The organism is Gordonia jacobaea, from assembly GCF_965344965.1.
In the GTDB taxonomy this organism is placed as follows: Bacteria; Actinomycetota; Actinomycetes; order Mycobacteriales; family Mycobacteriaceae; genus Gordonia; species Gordonia jacobaea.
The window spans coordinates 190,040-206,049 of sequence record NZ_CBDRLS010000004.1 but is presented as its reverse complement, the minus strand read 5'-3'; the positions used below and the strand labels follow the sequence as shown (position 1 = coordinate 206,049).

At 65.3% G+C, this 16,010-nt stretch carries 17 protein-coding genes; 7 read left to right on the top strand and 10 right to left on the bottom strand.

What is annotated here, in order from left to right:
- Window positions 1-317: 317 nt before the first annotated feature.
- The gene (locus ACRVY7_RS15045) at window positions 318-1,937 is read left to right on the top strand and encodes a DEAD/DEAH box helicase (protein WP_431817638.1); all 1,620 of its coding nucleotides are present in this window, start codon (window positions 318-320) and stop codon (window positions 1,935-1,937) included.
- A 38-nt stretch (window positions 1,938-1,975) separates the two neighbouring features.
- Window positions 1,976-3,277, top strand: a complete 1,302-nt coding sequence (locus tag ACRVY7_RS15040; protein ID WP_431817637.1) for an Rv3212 family protein — start codon at window positions 1,976-1,978, stop codon at window positions 3,275-3,277.
- 21 nt (window positions 3,278-3,298) lie between these two features.
- Here the strand turns inward: ACRVY7_RS15040 and ACRVY7_RS15035 are convergent, their stop codons facing one another.
- Entirely contained in the window at window positions 3,299-4,090 is a 792-nt protein-coding gene (locus ACRVY7_RS15035) for a ParA family protein (RefSeq protein WP_049698965.1), read from the bottom strand.
- A gap of 139 nt (window positions 4,091-4,229) precedes the next feature.
- Window positions 4,230-4,712: a hypothetical protein gene (locus tag ACRVY7_RS15030; protein WP_431817636.1), complete on the bottom strand. Its 483-nt coding sequence runs from the start codon at window positions 4,710-4,712 to the stop codon at window positions 4,230-4,232.
- 85 nt (window positions 4,713-4,797) lie between these two features.
- Between ACRVY7_RS15030 and ACRVY7_RS15025 the strand changes: the two genes are divergently transcribed.
- Together ACRVY7_RS15025 and ACRVY7_RS15020 are read left to right on the top strand one after the other, a co-directional pair.
- Entirely contained in the window at window positions 4,798-5,721 is a 924-nt protein-coding gene (locus tag ACRVY7_RS15025; protein WP_049699072.1) for a diacylglycerol/lipid kinase family protein, read from the top strand.
- Window positions 5,722-6,187: 466 nt separating this feature from the next.
- Window positions 6,188-6,442: a WhiB family transcriptional regulator gene (locus ACRVY7_RS15020; RefSeq protein ID WP_005170735.1), complete on the top strand. Its 255-nt coding sequence runs from the start codon at window positions 6,188-6,190 to the stop codon at window positions 6,440-6,442.
- Window positions 6,443-6,532: 90 nt separating this feature from the next.
- On the opposite strand, the gene ACRVY7_RS15015 is transcribed toward ACRVY7_RS15020, so the two are convergent.
- The 5 genes from ACRVY7_RS15015 to ACRVY7_RS14995 form a co-directional block, all read right to left on the bottom strand.
- Window positions 6,533-8,071 carry a sensor histidine kinase gene (locus tag ACRVY7_RS15015; RefSeq protein ID WP_431817635.1) on the bottom strand — a complete coding sequence of 513 codons (1,539 nt, stop codon included), beginning with the start codon at window positions 8,069-8,071 and terminating at the stop codon, window positions 6,533-6,535.
- Between the two features lie 16 nt (window positions 8,072-8,087).
- Window positions 8,088-8,303, bottom strand: a complete 216-nt coding sequence (locus ACRVY7_RS15010) for a biotin/lipoyl-binding carrier protein (protein ID WP_049698962.1) — start codon at window positions 8,301-8,303, stop codon at window positions 8,088-8,090.
- A 146-nt stretch (window positions 8,304-8,449) separates the two neighbouring features.
- On the bottom strand, window positions 8,450-8,524 hold the full coding sequence (locus ACRVY7_RS15005) for a 50S ribosomal protein bL37 (RefSeq protein WP_109239415.1): 75 nt from the start codon (window positions 8,522-8,524) through the stop codon (window positions 8,450-8,452).
- A 105-nt stretch (window positions 8,525-8,629) separates the two neighbouring features.
- The gene (rsrA, locus tag ACRVY7_RS15000) at window positions 8,630-8,953 is read right to left on the bottom strand and encodes a mycothiol system anti-sigma-R factor (RefSeq protein WP_049698961.1); all 324 of its coding nucleotides are present in this window, start codon (window positions 8,951-8,953) and stop codon (window positions 8,630-8,632) included.
- Window positions 8,950-9,858, bottom strand: coding sequence for a sigma-70 family RNA polymerase sigma factor (locus tag ACRVY7_RS14995; protein ID WP_431817634.1), 909 nt, complete (start codon window positions 9,856-9,858; stop codon window positions 8,950-8,952). Before ACRVY7_RS14995 ends, rsrA begins: the two co-directional genes overlap by 4 nt.
- 216 nt (window positions 9,859-10,074) lie before the next feature.
- On the opposite strand from ACRVY7_RS14995, the gene ybaK reads away from it, so the two are divergent.
- Together ybaK and ACRVY7_RS14985 are read left to right on the top strand one after the other, a co-directional pair.
- Window positions 10,075-10,566, top strand: a complete 492-nt coding sequence (gene ybaK / locus ACRVY7_RS14990; protein ID WP_431817633.1) for a Cys-tRNA(Pro) deacylase — start codon at window positions 10,075-10,077, stop codon at window positions 10,564-10,566.
- 85 nt (window positions 10,567-10,651) lie between these two features.
- Window positions 10,652-11,419: an SOS response-associated peptidase gene (locus tag ACRVY7_RS14985; protein ID WP_431817632.1), complete on the top strand. Its 768-nt coding sequence runs from the start codon at window positions 10,652-10,654 to the stop codon at window positions 11,417-11,419.
- A 15-nt stretch (window positions 11,420-11,434) separates the two neighbouring features.
- Here the strand turns inward: ACRVY7_RS14985 and ACRVY7_RS14980 are convergent, their stop codons facing one another.
- Window positions 11,435-12,436, bottom strand: coding sequence for a zinc-binding alcohol dehydrogenase family protein (locus ACRVY7_RS14980; protein ID WP_049698958.1), 1,002 nt, complete (start codon window positions 12,434-12,436; stop codon window positions 11,435-11,437).
- Between the two features lie 40 nt (window positions 12,437-12,476).
- On the opposite strand from ACRVY7_RS14980, the gene ACRVY7_RS14975 reads away from it, so the two are divergent.
- The gene (locus ACRVY7_RS14975; protein ID WP_431817631.1) at window positions 12,477-13,148 is read left to right on the top strand and encodes a DUF1345 domain-containing protein; all 672 of its coding nucleotides are present in this window, start codon (window positions 12,477-12,479) and stop codon (window positions 13,146-13,148) included.
- 33 nt (window positions 13,149-13,181) lie between these two features.
- Here ACRVY7_RS14975 and ACRVY7_RS14970 read toward each other — a convergent pair whose 3' ends face one another.
- Window positions 13,182-14,663, bottom strand: a complete 1,482-nt coding sequence (locus ACRVY7_RS14970) for a flavin-containing monooxygenase (RefSeq protein ID WP_431817871.1) — start codon at window positions 14,661-14,663, stop codon at window positions 13,182-13,184.
- 99 nt (window positions 14,664-14,762) lie between these two features.
- Window positions 14,763-16,001 carry an ATP-grasp domain-containing protein gene (locus ACRVY7_RS14965; RefSeq protein WP_431817630.1) on the bottom strand — a complete coding sequence of 413 codons (1,239 nt, stop codon included), beginning with the start codon at window positions 15,999-16,001 and terminating at the stop codon, window positions 14,763-14,765.
- Between the last annotated feature and the right edge of the window lie 9 nt (window positions 16,002-16,010).

Genomic DNA, 16,010 nt, shown 5'->3' with positions numbered 1-16,010 from the left:
TCACCAAGTACACTTGACAACGGTGCACTGACGCGACCGTGACATCTTGGTACGCCGAGGACTCCCATGCACAACAGAATGGGATCATCCGGGCGGGATCGAGATCGTCGCCGCGACACCGCGTGACCTGTAGGCAACGATCCACACCGACCGCGGGGCACCAGACATTGCGCGCGCACTCATCGAGCCCACGCCTTCGCAGTTCGGACTACTCCGGAAGCGAAGACCTGCATGTCACCGCCGACAAATCGCGGTGATCTTCTCAGTGGAGCCTTTTCGTGCGTGCTGGAACAGATGCGAAAGGCACACAAGAAAACATGACAGAACCCGGCGTGCAGACGACCATCGTCGACGACACCCACACCTCTCCCACCTTCGCCGAGCTCGGCGTCGACGAGCACATCGTCGACGCGCTGATCGCGGACGGTAAGACCCACACCTTCGCGATCCAGGAGCTCACCCTCCCCCTCGCCCTGGCAGGCAGCGACCTGATCGGCCAGGCCCGCACGGGTATGGGCAAGACCTTCGGATTCGGCATTCCGCTGCTGCACCGCCTGATGCACGCCGAGGAGAGCGGCCTGCGCCCGCTCGACAACACTCCCCGCGCCCTTGTGATCGTGCCGACCCGCGAACTCTGTGTGCAGGTCACCGGAGATCTGGAGGTCGCGGCAAAGAACCTCACCGTCACGCTCCCCACGGGCGAGCAGCGCCCCTTCACCATCGCCTCCATCTACGGCGGCCGTCCGTACGAGTCGCAGATCGCCGAGCTCAACAAGGGCGTCGACGTCGTCGTCGGCACACCCGGCCGTCTCCTCGACCTCGCGCAGCAGGGCCACCTGATCCTCGGCAAGGTCGCCGTCCTGGTTCTCGACGAGGCCGACGAGATGCTCGACCTCGGCTTCCTCCCCGACATCGAGCGCATCATGTCGGCACTGCCCGAGCAGAAGCAGACGATGCTCTTCTCCGCGACGATGCCCGGCCCGATCGTCACCCTCGCCCGGACGTTCTTGCAGCGTCCGACGCACATCCGCGCAGAGCACGCCAACGACTCCGCGGTGCACGAGCGCACCACGCAGTACGTGTACCGCGCCCACGCGATGGACAAGGCCGAACTCGTCGCGCGCATCCTCCAGGCCGACGGCCGCGGCGCGACCATGATCTTCACGCGCACCAAGCGCACCGCCCAGAAGGTCGCAGACGACCTCGCCGAGCGCGGCTTCTCCGTGGGCGCCGTCCACGGCGACCTCGGCCAGGTGGCGCGCGAGAAGGCGCTCAAGAAGTTCCGCACCGGAGAGATCGACGTGCTCGTCGCCACCGATGTCGCGGCCCGCGGCATCGACATCGACGACGTCACACACGTCATCAACTACCAGTGCCCCGACGACGACAAGACCTACGTGCACCGCATCGGTCGCACGGGTCGCGCCGGTCGTACGGGTATCGCCATCACCCTCGTCGACTGGGACGAGCTGCATCGCTGGGAGCTCATCGATTCGGCACTCAATCTCGGCGTGCCCGAGCCCGCCGAGACCTACTCGACGTCGGAGCACCTGCGCGAAGAGCTCGGTATCCCCGAGTCGGCCACCGGCCGCGTCGCCGCACCCAAGCGCGAGCGCCCCGAAGGCGAACGCGTCGAGCGCACTCCACGCGCCGAGCGCACCACGAGTTCGCGTACGCGACGTCGCACCCGAGGCGGCAAGTCCGGCTCCAACGCGGCCGCAGCGTCGAACGGCGACAAGAACTCCTCGTCCGAGGCAGACAACGCATCCGATGCAGACAAGGCGACGGCGTCCAACACTGACGACGCGGCGTCGGCCGGGACCGGCGAGAGCAAGCCGCGTCGGCGACGTCGTCGACGCGGAGGCGCAGGCCGCGGGTCCGACGCGACCGCCGCTCACGCAGCAGACTCGGCACCGGCGACCGCCACGGCCGACTAGGACAGCGCCGAGGTGATCCAACCGCGCCCGGGGCGCCCGTGACACGCATCGCCCCCGAACGACGCACCCGCGTCGACCTGGCGGTTTCTGCTGTCATCGTCGTGATCGTCGTGGTGGTCGGCATCATCGTGTGGTCGGTCAGTCCCGTCCGCCATACCGATAGCGCGCAGGCATCGGCGCCGGCATCCGACGTCGCGCGCGCGACGGCGGTCCCGCAGGGATTGCGTGTCGCGTGGACAGCGTCGTCGGACGCTACGCGTGTTCCCGCAGTCTCTCGCTCTGTCGTGATCACCGCCGACAACGGGGGCGACGGAACCGGCACCGTCGTCGGACATGATCCGACGACGGGCCGTGAACTGTGGCGATACGCCCGAGACCTCCCGCTGTGTTCCACCGCTGCGGCGTGGCCGGCGAGCACCGACGAGGTGCTGGGCGTGTACCGCAACTCCCGCGGGTGCTCGGAGGTGACAGCCCTGGCCTCGTCGACGGGTCAGCGCAAGGGCGCACGCACCTCCGACGCCGACGACGATCTGAAACTCGTCACCGACTCGGGATACGTACTCGCGCTGGGCAGCCATCGGCTGGAGACGTGGGGATCGAATCTGGTGCGCGGAATCGAGTACGGCCGTGTCACCGCACCGGTCAAGCCGGGGACGCAACCCGGCCGCGTCGACTGCAGGTTTTACTCCGGCACCATCAGCGGCGACCGTGTCGCAGTCATCGAACGCTGCAAGAACGACCCCGGCTACCGGCTCACTGTGCTCGGTGCGGTGCTCGACAGCGACGAGAAGGTCAAGCAGTACGGATCGTCGGTGATCACCGACACCGCCTCGGGTCCACCTCCGGTGTTGGTTGCCATGAGTAGCTCGGGGATCGCCGTGTACGACGGCGGAGCCAACCGAACTCAGACCCCCGGTCAGGTCGCGGTGCGTCCCGGCGAGGCCACGATTCGCGTCTTCGACTCCGACGGCGTCGAAGGACCGGTGAGCACCGTGCAGGGGCCGGTATCACCGCCAGCGGACAGCGTGGCGCTGACCAGCGATGGACTCGTCACCTACTTCACCGGAGCGGCGACGGTCGTACTCGACGGCCAGACCATGCGACCCACCTATCAGGTCCCGCAGACGCTGGGACCCGGCGAGACGATGGCCGGTGCGCTCCTGCTCCCGACACGCAGCGGCATCAGCGTGCGCGACCCTGCCAACGGCCGCGAAACGGGCTCCATCGCGTTCCCTCGCGATGCAGCGACCGCCACCACGAGCCTGCGGGTCCTCGGCAGCAACGTCGTCGAACAAACAGGCTCGACGGTTCGCGCGCTGGTTCCCACCGACGCGAGCTGACGCTCGACTCGAATCGAAGGCTCAGCTCGGATCGAAGGTCCGCACGTCCTCGCCAGCCTCCCAGTGCTTCCAGAGGTTCTCGGCGAGCTCGCGATATGCCGTGGCGCCCTTGTTCTTTCGACCCCGCATGACCGACGCACCAGACGCCGACGCCTCCGCGAACCGCACCGTCCGCGGGATCGGCGGCTCGATCACGGGCAGATCGTACCGATCCGAGACATCGGAGAGGACATCACGACTGTGAGTGGTCCGAGCGTCGAACAGTGTGGCGACGGCACCCAGCATCGTCAGGTTGGGGTTGGTGATCTGCTGGACCTCGTTGACGGTACGCAAGAGCTGTCCGACGCCGCGATGTGCGAGCGTCTCGCACTGCAGGGGCACGATCACCTCGTCGGCCGCGGTGAGCCCGTTGAGCGTGAGCACCCCGAGCGAGGGCGGGCAGTCGATCAGAATGACGTCGAAATCCTCGGCCACCTCCGCGAGCGCCCGTTTGAGGGCGTACTCGCGCCCGGGCCGCATCAACAGCAACGCTTCGGCGCCCGCGAGGTCGATCGTCGCGGGAAGCAGCGTGACGTTGTCGGCAGTGTCGAGGAGAACGTCGGCGATCTCCTCGTCGCCCAGCAGCACATCGTGGACCGATGCCTGGAGTTGATCGGGATCGTGACCCAACGAAAAGGTAAGGCACCCTTGCGGATCGAGGTCGACGACGAGCACCGACGCGTCGAGGTCGGCGAGCGCGGCGCCCAGGGACTCGACAGTGGTCGTCTTGGCGACGCCACCCTTCTGATTCGCTACCGCCAACATCCGCGTCATGCGAACACTCTACGACCCGTCAGATCACAACGTCTCGAGCGCACCGGCTTGTCACACACAATTTCCATCGTGTGATCGAAATCAACGTCCCGGTTCGAAAGCCCCGGTTCGATCCGACACCCGTCCCGAGGACTTTCACTCACTCAGAAGCGTCGAGGTCTCCCGAGATCCAGCGCACCGACGCAGGGTGGAACAACAGCACCAGCGTCACCACCGCCGCGATAGCCAACGGGATCGCGAAACCCACCTGATGACTGGTGAACAGGTAGTAGGCAACCGGGAGAAGCAGAATCTGGGCGACCAACGAGATGGCCCGACCCCACCGACGACCGAGCAGCAGCGCGATCCCGCCGACGAGAACCCCGCCGAAGATGATTCCGAACCAGGCCGCTGTGCCGTATCCGCTTATCGCCGCCTCGTGGTGCCCCGCAGCCGCACGGATCACCAGGACGACAGCGAAGATGACCGCAATGGCCCCCTCGAGCGCCGTGATGGCCCCTGCCACGCGTAACTGAACCGGACATACCTCGCCCGTGTTCGACGCCGTCTCGGCCTTCTCCCGTCCGTCTCGCGGTGCCGACTTACGCGCACTACGACCGGCCGGGTCCTGCTTTCTACTCACACGTCCAGAGTATTGGGTGCACGGAGTACGGGGGCGCAGGGTCGGCGTTCGCTGCGACCCCATATCCTCGGGAGTCGTGCGCGTCATGCTCATCGTCAATCCCTTCGCGACCGCGACCACTGCCGCGGGTCGTGACGCGCTCGTCAACACCATCAGCGCTCGGGTCCCCGTCGACGTCGAGCACACCACGCACCGTGGTCATGCGGGCGAACTCGGCGCGCTCGCCCGAGAGCAGGGATACGACATCGTCGCCGTGCACGGGGGCGACGGCTCGGTCAACGAGGTGGCCAACGGCATCCTCGGATCGCCCACCGATTTCGATCCGAATCTTCCCCGCCCGGCGCTCGCGATCATCCCCGGCGGCAGCGCCAACGTCTTCGCGCGCACCCTCGGGATCGATTCCGACCCGCTGCGCGCGACGCGCCAACTGATCGACCTCGTCGACGCCTCGTCGATTCATCGAATCGGATTGGGGCACACGGATACTCGCTGGTTCCTGTTCAACGCGGGAATGGGCATGGATGCCGTGGTGGTGCACGCGATGGAGGACAAACGCCACGCGGGCAAAGCGGCAACACCGGGCCGATACCTGTGGACGACGGTCAGTTGCTTCATTCGCGGGTCGTCGAGCCAGCCGCCTTTTCGCGTGCAATACGACGGCCACGAGCCGATCGACGGTGTGCGGTTCGCCTTCGTCAGCAACACCACGCCCTGGACGTTTCTGGGCAATCACGAGATCCGCACCAACCCCGGCACCGACCTCTCCGCACGTCTGGGGCTGTTCGCGGCGACGTCGACGGGCGTACTGCGCAACGTCGGACTCGCCACGCGGCTGCTCACCCAGCGCAACCCCAAAGCGCCACACCTCATTCGCGACGACGACGTCGAGTGGGTGCAGTTCGACGCCGACGAGCCGATCGACGTCCAGATGGACGGCGACTACGTCGGCGCGTTCACGTCAATCCACTTCGCCCACCGCGAGTCCGTACTCGGCGTCGTCGCTCCGTAATGGAGGGCCGCGGGCTCGTTGCGCTGCCCGATGGCAAGCACATCGCCCCCGAGCAGCGCAAACTCGACGCCGTATCCAGCCTCATCTGACTCATCGGTCAGATAAATTTCGGGTTACGCGCAGGCATACGCCAATCGTCGAGTGACCACGATCACCTATCGGGATGCCAGAATGCGATCTATGCCACTAGCTGCGGAAACATATCGGCAATAATCGAACAACCGGCGTAGCATAGAACATTGGCACGGACGCGAGTGCACCACCCCCCTCCCGCAATGGGCCACGGAGAGTGATATTGCACACGTGTCAGCGGAACACCATTGACTTCGGCTGGATTCGTGAAAGTATTCACAAGCAACAGCACGGAAACATTTGGTGTGTCTACGTGAACTGATGGTTACAGCCACAAGAAGCAAGATTTCAATGACGAGTGGTGCGCGCAACACACGCACCTGAAGGAGAAGGAATGGACTGGCGTCACAAGGCAATCTGTCGCGACGAGGACCCCGAGCTGTTCTTCCCGGTGGGAACCAGTGGTCCGGCTATCGCACAGATCGCCGATGCGAAGCTCGTCTGCGCGCGGTGTCCCGTCACCGCCGAATGCCTGTCATGGGCTCTCGAGTCCGGTCAGGACGCCGGTGTGTGGGGCGGCATGAGCGAGGACGAGCGCCGAGCACTGAAGCGTCGTACGGCACGCACGCGGACCCGCAGCAGCGTCTGATCGACTCACAAGCAGTCTGATCGACCCACGGCCCCGAGATATCGGGACCAACAAAAAGACCCGGCCAACGCGCCGGGTCTTTTTATTGCCTCACGTCGGCGTGCGGGCGTGCAGAGGAACGGCGATACGCGCCTGCGCTCCCCGACCTTCCGGGTTCGGCCCGAGTTCCAGCTCGCCGCCGAGCTCGATCGCGACGAGGGTCTGCACGATCTGAAGCCCCAAGCGCTCCGAGTCGTTGATGGAGAAATCGGCCGGCAGCCCGGAGCCGTTGTCGCGCACCGTCACGACCATGCGCCGCACGTCGCGGTCGGCGGATATCTCGATTCTGGCGTCGTCATGCATCTGTGCTGTGTCATCCCCGCGCGGGCGCGCGAAACCATGCTCGACGGCGTTCTGGATCAGCTCGGTCAGCACCATCACGAGCGGCATGGCCAGCTCGGCGGGGAGTACTCCGAGTCGGTCACGGTGGCTCACCGAGACCGGCGTCTCCCCGGCGGCGACGTCGACCATCGTGGGAAGCAGCCGCGAGACGGCCTCGTCCATGTCGACCTCTTCGTCGACGCTGCCCGAGAGCAACTCGTGCACGGTGGCGATCGCGGCCACTCGTCGAACCGCCTCGACGAGTGCCGATCGTGCTTCCTCGTTGGACGTGCGACGTGCCTGTAGACGCAACAGCGCAGACACCGACTGCAGGTTGTTCTTGACCCGGTGATGAATCTCCCGGATGGTGGCGTCCTTGCTGATGAGCGCGAGATCTCGACGCTTGACCTCGGTCACGTCGCGGATCAGCACCACGGCACCGGAACTCACCCCGCGCGGACGCAACGGCACCGCCCGGAGCAGCACGGTTGCCCGCCGCGCGTCGGCTTCCATGCGCATCCCGATGTCGGGGTACGGCCCTTCCGGCGGCGCGACGACGCCCGCGGCGACGTCGATCATGGTCGCGGCGTCGTGAGACTCGAACGGGTCGGTCAGGAGCGACGTCGTGACTTCTGACAGCCGCCTGCCCGAGAGCTCCGACGTCCACCCCATGCGATGGAACGCCGACAGCGCGTTGGGACTCGCATAGAGGACGACGCCGCGCTCGTCGATCCGCACGAAACCGTCGCCCGCGCGTGGCGTCGACAGACCTCGCGGGTTGACCTCGAGGCGCGCGAACGTGCCGTCGGCAACCATCTGGCACAGGTCGTTGGCCGAGTCCTGATATGCCAGTTCGAGCGGCGACGGCAATCGCGGATGGGTGAGGTCGACGGCCCTGGTGAGAACACCGATGACCTCCCCCGAGAATCCGACGGGGACGGCCTCACGCCGAATGGCGACCGGACCGATCCAGGTGGGGTCCTCCTCGCGGAGGATGTGCCCTTCGTCGAATGCGCGCAGCGCCTGCGGGTTGGCGTCCGCACCGACGACCATGCCGACCTGATCGCTGGGGAACACCGTCGACGCGGTGTTCGGGCGACACTGCGCGACCGTCACCACCTCGCCGTTCTCGGCGCGCACGGCGAGCAGGAAATCGGCGAAGGAAAGGTCGGCGAGCAATTGCCACTCGGCGACGACGCGCTGCAGGTATGCCGCTGCGCGGTCGGAAAGTGTTGTGTATTCGGCGAGGAGATCGGCCAGCGTCGACATCGGTGACGGTGTGCGGCTACTCGTAGGTGGCGATGATGTCGCCTGCCTGGATCACGTCGCCCACCTTGACCCTGACGTCTGCGAGCGTTCCCGATTCCTCGGCGAGTACCGGTATCTCCATCTTCATCGACTCGAGCAGGACCAACGTGTCGCCGATCTCGATGGGCTGACCAGGGGTTGCGCGGACTTCCAGAACACTCGCCACGATCTCGGCGACAACGTCTTCTGCCATGTCAACAACCTAGTCCACCGCTGTGACAGGCAGGGCGCGTACCGCGGGCCCGACTGCCGGCAGGAGATCGCGGCACGAAAAAGCCCGGGCGGACGCGGTCGGTATGACCGTCGATCACGCTCCGGGCGTTTTCTTTGGCACGCAGCTCAGGCGTTGGGGCGCTTGCCGTGGTTGGCTGCGCTCTTCTTGCGTGCGCGCTTCTTGCGTCCGCGCTTACCCATGACGGGCCTCCTTCGTCTCCGATGTGCTCAGTGATTGTCCCACGTCGCACCCCGAATCCTGGAATCGGTACCGGTCAGACCTGGGTCGCTTCGACGAAAGCGGGTTCACTCTCCCGAGGAATACCGCGTTTCACGCACGACGACGGTCTTGCGGATCTCGATGCGAAGCCGGTCACGCAGGCTGTCGGGCGCACGATCTCCCCCGCACTTGCGGTTGATCAGCGCCTTGAGCTGACTCTCGATGCCGTAGTGCGCCAGGCACGACGGGCACTCGTCGAGGTGTTGCTGCAGCCGGGCGCGAGCTGCGGAATCGCACTCGTTGTCCAGCACCAGCCACACGTCGGCAATCACAGCGGAGCAATCGAGTGAGGTGAATTCGGGATCGTCGGCGGGCGGTACCGGCGCGACGTCGGGAGTCGAGTCGCTCATCGTGCCACCCCACTCTCGGATGCGGGCTCACGGATGAAGCCGCGGTCACGTGCGACGTCTGTCAGCAGTTCACGAAGTTGACGTCGGCCACGATGTAGACGTGACATGACCGTTCCGATGGGCGTGTCCATGATCTCGGCGATTTCCTTGTATGGGAGACCCTCGACGTCGGCGTAGTAGACGGCCATCCGGAAGTCCTCCGGAAGCGCCTGCAGCGCAGCCTTGATCTCGTCGTCGGGCAGTGCGTCGAGCGCCTCGATCTCGGCAGAACGCAGACCTGTCGACGTGTGCTCGGCATTGGCCGCGAGCTGCCAGTCGGTGATCTCGTCGGTCGGATACTGGGCGGGCTGACGCTGCTTCTTGCGGTACCCGTTGATGTAGGTGTTGGTCAGGATGCGATACAGCCAGGCCTTGAGGTTGGTTCCCTCGCGGAACGAGGCGAATGCCGAGAATGCCTTGACGTACGTCTCCTGGACCAGATCCTCTGCGTCGGCTGGATTGCGCGTCATGCGCAGCGCCGCGCCGTACATCTGATCGAGCAACGGGAGCGCGTCACGCTCGAACCGTTCTGTCAGATCGGCGTCGGTCTCCGAAGGATCGGCGCGACGAGGTGCTGCCGAACCCGCTGCCGAGGTCGAGTCATCGGTTGTCGACGCTTCGGTTTTCGGCGCTTCTGTTTTCGACGCTTGTGAGGCGGTGTCGCTTGTCCTGTCAGCACCGCCGGCAGAGTCGGGGGACTCGGGAGAAGCCACGTAATTCCCTTCGCTGATGACTCCGATGCCGCCGGACCCGGTGAGGGGTCGCGCGGGCGCACCGGTGATGTCGATCAAGCTTACCGACCCGGGTCCTTCTCGCAGCTCACCAGGTCGTGGTTGCCCCGGTCGTTCGAGCAACGTCGCTCCCATCGGCAATCCACCTCCTCGATCTGTTGAATACGCTCAATCTGTTGATGTCGCGGTGTTTTTGTCGCGGTGTCGATATGTGGTGATCGCCCGCTGAACAGGGGTTGCGAGCGCCCTGACATTGTTGGTCAACAGGGCTGCGCCGACAATTGTTCCGCACATGTCCGATTTGTTCCGGCGCCCGCGTCCGCGGCACCGCTGACACATCTGGAGGTTCCGATGGCGGCCACACCCGCGCTCGCGGCGCTCAGCAGGGCCGATGTGCCGCACGAGGTACACAGCTACACCCACGATCGGAAGTCGCAGGCGTACGGAGCGGAGGCAGTGGACGCGCTCTCGACAACACTCGGGGTTGCACCCGAGCAGATCTTCAAGACCCTCGTCGTTACCTTGACCGGCGGTCCCGGCGGCCTGGCCGTCGCCGTCGTCCCGGTGCCTCGCAAGCTGTCGCTGAAGGCCGTCGCGGCGGCACTCGGAGCGTCGAAGGCGGTGATGGCCGAGGCAAAAGACGTCACCCGATCCACCGGTTACGTTCTCGGCGGTGTGTCGCCGCTCGGGCAGCGAACTGCACTGCCGACGGTCATCGACGCTTCTGCACTCGAGTGGGACCGCGTCCTGTGCAGCGCGGGCAAACGCGGCCTCGAGGTAGAACTATCGCCCACCGATCTGATCGCCGCGACGTCGGCCGTCACCGCCGACATCGCGGCCTGAGGGTTTCCCCTCTGTGTCTGTCGGCGTCTGTGTCGGCTCCTGGTGTCAGCCCCTCGTGTCAGCCCCTCGTGACAGCATGGACTGCATGTGTGGACGTTTTGCGGTGACGACCGACCCAGCCAAACTCGCGGCCGAGATCGACGCGGTCAACGAGGTGCCCGCGTCGCCGCCCACCGCAGACGATCAGCCGAGCGACGATCGGGAGCCGCGCACGCTTGGCACCAACTACAACGTTGCTCCGACGTCGACGATCCTGACCGTCGTCGAACGTCATTCCCACGACGACCCGCACGACGATCCGCGGCTGCGCGTGCGGGCAATGCGGTGGGGACTCGTACCGACGTGGGCCAAGGAGGTCGGCAAGGGGCCGTTGCTGTTCAATGCACGTGCCGAGACCGCCGCGGAGAAGAGTTCGTTTCGCAGCTCGGTGAAATCCAAGCGCTGCCTCGTGCCGATGGACGGGTGGTACGAGTGGAAGCCCGGCCCCGAGAACAGCAAGGGCAAGCCGACCAAGATCCCGTTCTTCATGTCGCCAGAAGACGGGACACGCCTGTTCATGGCGGGGTTGTGGTCGGCCTGGCACGACCGCTCGAATCCCGACGCGCCACCCCTGTTGAGCTGCACCATCCTGACCACCGACGCCGTCGGCGACCTGCGCGAGGTACACGACCGCATGCCGCGCATCATGCCCTACGACAGTTGGGATGCCTGGCTCGATCCCGACCACCCCGCGCCGTCGGAGCTCTTCGCCCCGCCCAGCGAGGCAATCGCCGACGCGATCGCCATCCGCGAGGTCTCGCCACTGGTCAACCGCGTGGCCAACAACGGACCGGAGCTGCTGGCGCCGGTCTGACGCTGATGGCACTCATCAGTCGGGAACGAGTACGGCGGCGCCGTCGAATCGGCCCGCCTTGAGGTCGGACAGCGCCTGGTCGGCCTTCGACAGCGGGTAGGTGTGTGTCGTCGCCGCGACACCGTAGCGGGCGGCGAGCTCGAGGAATTCGCGCCCGTCGTCGCGGGTGTTGGCGGTGACCGAGCGGATCTCCTTCTCGTAGAACAACTCTCGCTCGTAGTTCAGTGCGGGAATGTCGGACAGGTGTATCCCGGCGATCGACAGCACCCCGCCCCGGTCGAGTGCGCGCATCGCCACCGGGACCAGGTCACCGACGGGTGCGAAGGTGATCGCAGCGTCGAGAGGGACCGGCGGAGCGTCGTACGCACCGTTGACCGAGGCCGCGCCCAACGACCTGGCCAGCGCTTGCGCTTGTGCACCACGGGTCATGACATGAACCTCGGCGCCCTGCGCGATCGCGAGCTGCGCGCACAGGTGTGCGCTGCCGCCGAAGCCGTACAGGCCGAGACGACCACCCTCCGGCAGCGAGGCACGCTTGAGTGCGCGATACCCGATGATCCCCGCACACAGCAGGGGCGCGAGGGTGACGTCGTCGACGTTGTCCGGCAGGTGATAGGCAAAGTCGGCGGGCACAGTTGTGTATTCGGCATAGCCGCCGTCGACGTCCCACCCGGTGTATAGCGATGCGGGACAGAGGTTTTCGCTCCCCCGCTTGCAGTAGGTGCACGTGCCGTCGGTGTGGTGGAGCCACGCAACCCCGACCCGAGCGCCCCGCTCGAAGCCCAGCGCCCCCTCGCCGGCCTCGACGACTTCACCGACCACCTCGTGTCCTGGCGTGACGCCTGGCCGGTGCACCGGAAGGTCGCCTTCGCTCACGTGTAGATCGGTACGGCAGACACCGCACGCGCGAACCCTGACCAAGAGTTCGCCCGCACCCGGCGTCGGGACTGGTTTGTCCACCAGCTCGAGCGGATGTTCGTCGACCGGTCCTGGTCGGGTGACTGACCACGCACGCATGTCTCCACCCTATTCCGGCCGCGCGGTGTGTACTTGCTCCATGAACTCTCTCCCCGAGAAGTGGCGCGTGCATCGTGGCGACGCCCCGGTGCTGGTTCGTCTCCTCGTGAGCATTGTGGTGGGCGGGGCGGTCGCGGCAGGGATCTGGTCGGAACGCCCCACCGCCGCACCGCTGGCGGGCTGGGCTATCGGCGCAGGTCTGTTCGTGATGTGGACGTGGTTGGCGCTATGGCCGATGGACAACGCGGCCACCGAGGCGCACGCCAGCCGCGAGGAGCCAACACGCTTCGGCGCGTTCGTCATCGTGCTACTGGCAGCTTTCGTGAGCCTCATCGGGATCGTCGAGGTGCTGACGAGGAAAGACCCGGTGCTCCTCTTCATCGCACTGCTATCGGTGGTGGCATCGTGGGCCGCCATCCACACGATGTACGCAACTCACTACGCCCGCATGTACTTCGGCGGCGACGGGGTCAGTGAAAATATCCAGAAGGGCGACGCGCCGCTGATCGATTTCCATCAGTCGGAGTCGCCGCGCTACAGCGACTTCGTGTACGTCGCGATCACAGTCGGGATGAGCTATGCGATCTCCGACACCGACGTCGGCTCATCGCGGCTTCGTCGGACACTGGTCTTCCACGCCCTGCTGAGCTACTTCTTCGGCACCGTGATCGTCGCACTGCTGATCAACCTCACCGCGAACGTCGGATCGTAACGCGGAACCAAATACTCTCTCCCAGAACGCAACTCAGCGATAGGAGTAGGAGTCCAACGGGTAGCTGTCCATCTCGCGCAGCGTGGTCAGCGTCGAATTCGGACGCAGGAGCGTCGCCTCACCGTGTGGGTCGAAGTAGTAGCTGCGCGACGTCGCGCAGTTTCCGCGATAGAACACCGACGACTGCAGATGCTCGGTGACCTCGTCGAGGAACGCGTCGTTGGCGGCGTCGGTCACCTCGAAGACGTCGGACTTGCGTCGACGCATCTCGCCGAACAGGCGCGCGATGTGTTTCATCTGCGCCTCGATCGTCGTGAAGTACGAGAGCCCGCTGTAGGAGTACGGGCTGTTGAGGGACAGGAAGTTCGGGAAACGCGGGACGGTGATGCCCTCGAACGCCTGGAAACGGTTGTCGCGCCACCACTTTCCGAGATTCCGACCCTCCCGACCGATCACCGTCATCGCGGGAAAGTTGGTGTCCCACAGGTCGAATCCGGTGGCGAGCACGAGCGTGTCGATCTCGTGTCGCGTTCCGTCGGCACTCACGATCGCGTCGGGTTCGAAGTGTCCGATGCCTCCGGTCTCCAGCGTGACGTTCGGCTGAGCGTAAGCCCGAAAGTACTTGTTGGAGAATGTCGGTCGCTTGCACCCGAAGTCATAGTCGGGTGTCAGCGCTCGCCTGGTCGCGCGGTCGGGAACCTGGGCGCGCAGATGCGCCCGGGCCAGCAGTGCCGCGGCCTTGTTGCCCGGTTTGAATTGCTTGAAGTGCAAGACGCCGAAGACCATCAACATCTCGAGCAGCGAGGTGTTCACCAGACGAGCAGCGCGTTGTGTGAGCGGCACCGTGGCGAACAGATTCTGCAGCGCAGAGGGAATGGGGAAATCGACCTTGGGCACCACCCAGATCGGTGTGCGTTGGAAGACCGTCAGATGCGCTGCGTCGCGCGCGGCTTCGGGAATCAACTGCACGGCCGTCGCGCCGGTACCGATGATTGCGACCCGCCGCCCGGTGAAGTCGAATCCGTCCTCCCAGTCGGCGGTGTGCAGCACCTTCCCTTCGAACGAGTCGAGCCCGGGAAAATCGGGGACGTGCGGTTGCGACAGGAATCCCGTGGCGGTCACGTAGTAGCGACAGGTGCGACTCGAACCATCCGCGGTGTACACGGTCCACAGCCGCGACTGCTCATCCCACTCAGCCTTCTCGACGTTCGTGCCGAACTCCATGTGCCGCTTGAGGTCGTACTTGTCGGCGATGTGCTCCGCATAGCGTTTGAGCTCCGCGCCCGGAGCGAACAGCCGCGACCAGAACGGATTCGGCTCGAACGAATACGAGTACGTCACCGACGCGATATCGACTGCGAGGCCCGGATAGTGATTGACGTGCCACGTGCCACCGAGGTCGTCTTCGCGTTCGAGAATCGCAATCGATTCGACGCCCTGCCGCTTGAGTTCGATGGCGCCGCCCATTCCGCCGAAACCCGCGCCGACGATGACGACCTCATGATCTGGCTGCACCACGATCCGACCTCACTCCCCGAAGTATCTGTGACCTACAAACACAGTAACCCAGGTCACTCCGGAGGCAAAGAGTGGCGGCTTACGGTCGACGGGAGCTCAGCCGATCGATGAGCCGTCGTAGAGGACGTCGAAGAACTGCGTGGCGACGAGCTGCTCACCCTTCTTGCGATCGACGCCGAGTTGCCTGCGGTACTTGGCGACATGCTGCAACGACAGCGCCGAGTACAGCAGCGGCAGGTGATCCTTGCGCTGGTCGTAGACACCCGCCGCACCCTTCGCCGCCGCGCGATTGGTTTTCCAGTGCGACGGATGCATCAGTACATCGCGGATCACGGCAGCCTTGATCATCTTCTTGCGTCCTGGTGGGACCACGACCAGATCGCCCGGATCAAACAGCGCGGCGTCGAATTCCTCGGGTGTGGCGATGGTGCACCCGGCGGTGGGGCGCGGGTTGCACTCCACCATGTGGTGCACGCCGTCGTCGGTCACCAAGAAGTCGAAGCTGATCTGGCCGTGCCAGTTCAATTCACGCGCGATGGTTTGTGCCGCGTGCAACGACTCGGGAGAATCGACCGACTCGAAAACGATTCCGCCCCGATTGTCGATGGCCAACGGGTGCTCGTAACAGGAATGCAGCACCACCTCGCCGTGGTGCACCACGCTCCAACTGCACCGGTCGACACCCTTCAGGTACTCCTGCACCAACCACGGGTCGTCCGCGGTGGGATGTACGGCGTCGAGACTCGTCTCCGCGGCGAGTGGACCGGTATTCGTGACGACGTCGAGCCCGCCGCGGCCGTAGGCGGCGCGCGCGAACCAGTGCTCCCAGTGGGCGGTGGCCGCCCGCAGTTCGTCATCGTTCGTCGCCGTGATCGATTCGGCCACAGGAAGATTCAACGAGCGACACATCTCGGCGAAGGTCACCTTGTCATGCACGCGATGCAGCGTCGAGAAGTCCGGAAAGAAGAGTTCGAGGTCGGGGTGCCCCGCCAGCAGCCGGTCGCGATGGTAGGCGAGGTAGAACACCTCCTCGAACATCGGCAACAACCAGGTGACGTTCTCGGCGTCGATGATGTCGACGATCGCGGCGATGAACGCCTCGGTCTCCTGGGTCGGCGCGGGCACCGTGAAATGCTTGGAGGCTCCGCGTGAATGGCTCCCCGGTGCGGAACTGAACGTATCGGCGGCAATTACTCGCCGCCCGGTCACGCCGAGCTTGTGAATTTCATCGACGGCAAACGGCATGCGCGACGTGGTGGCAAGAATCGTGGGATCGATGGCTGGCACGGATATACCGTAACGGTCCGATGCGGCTTGTGCGGCGATAGAGGACATTCCCGGCAT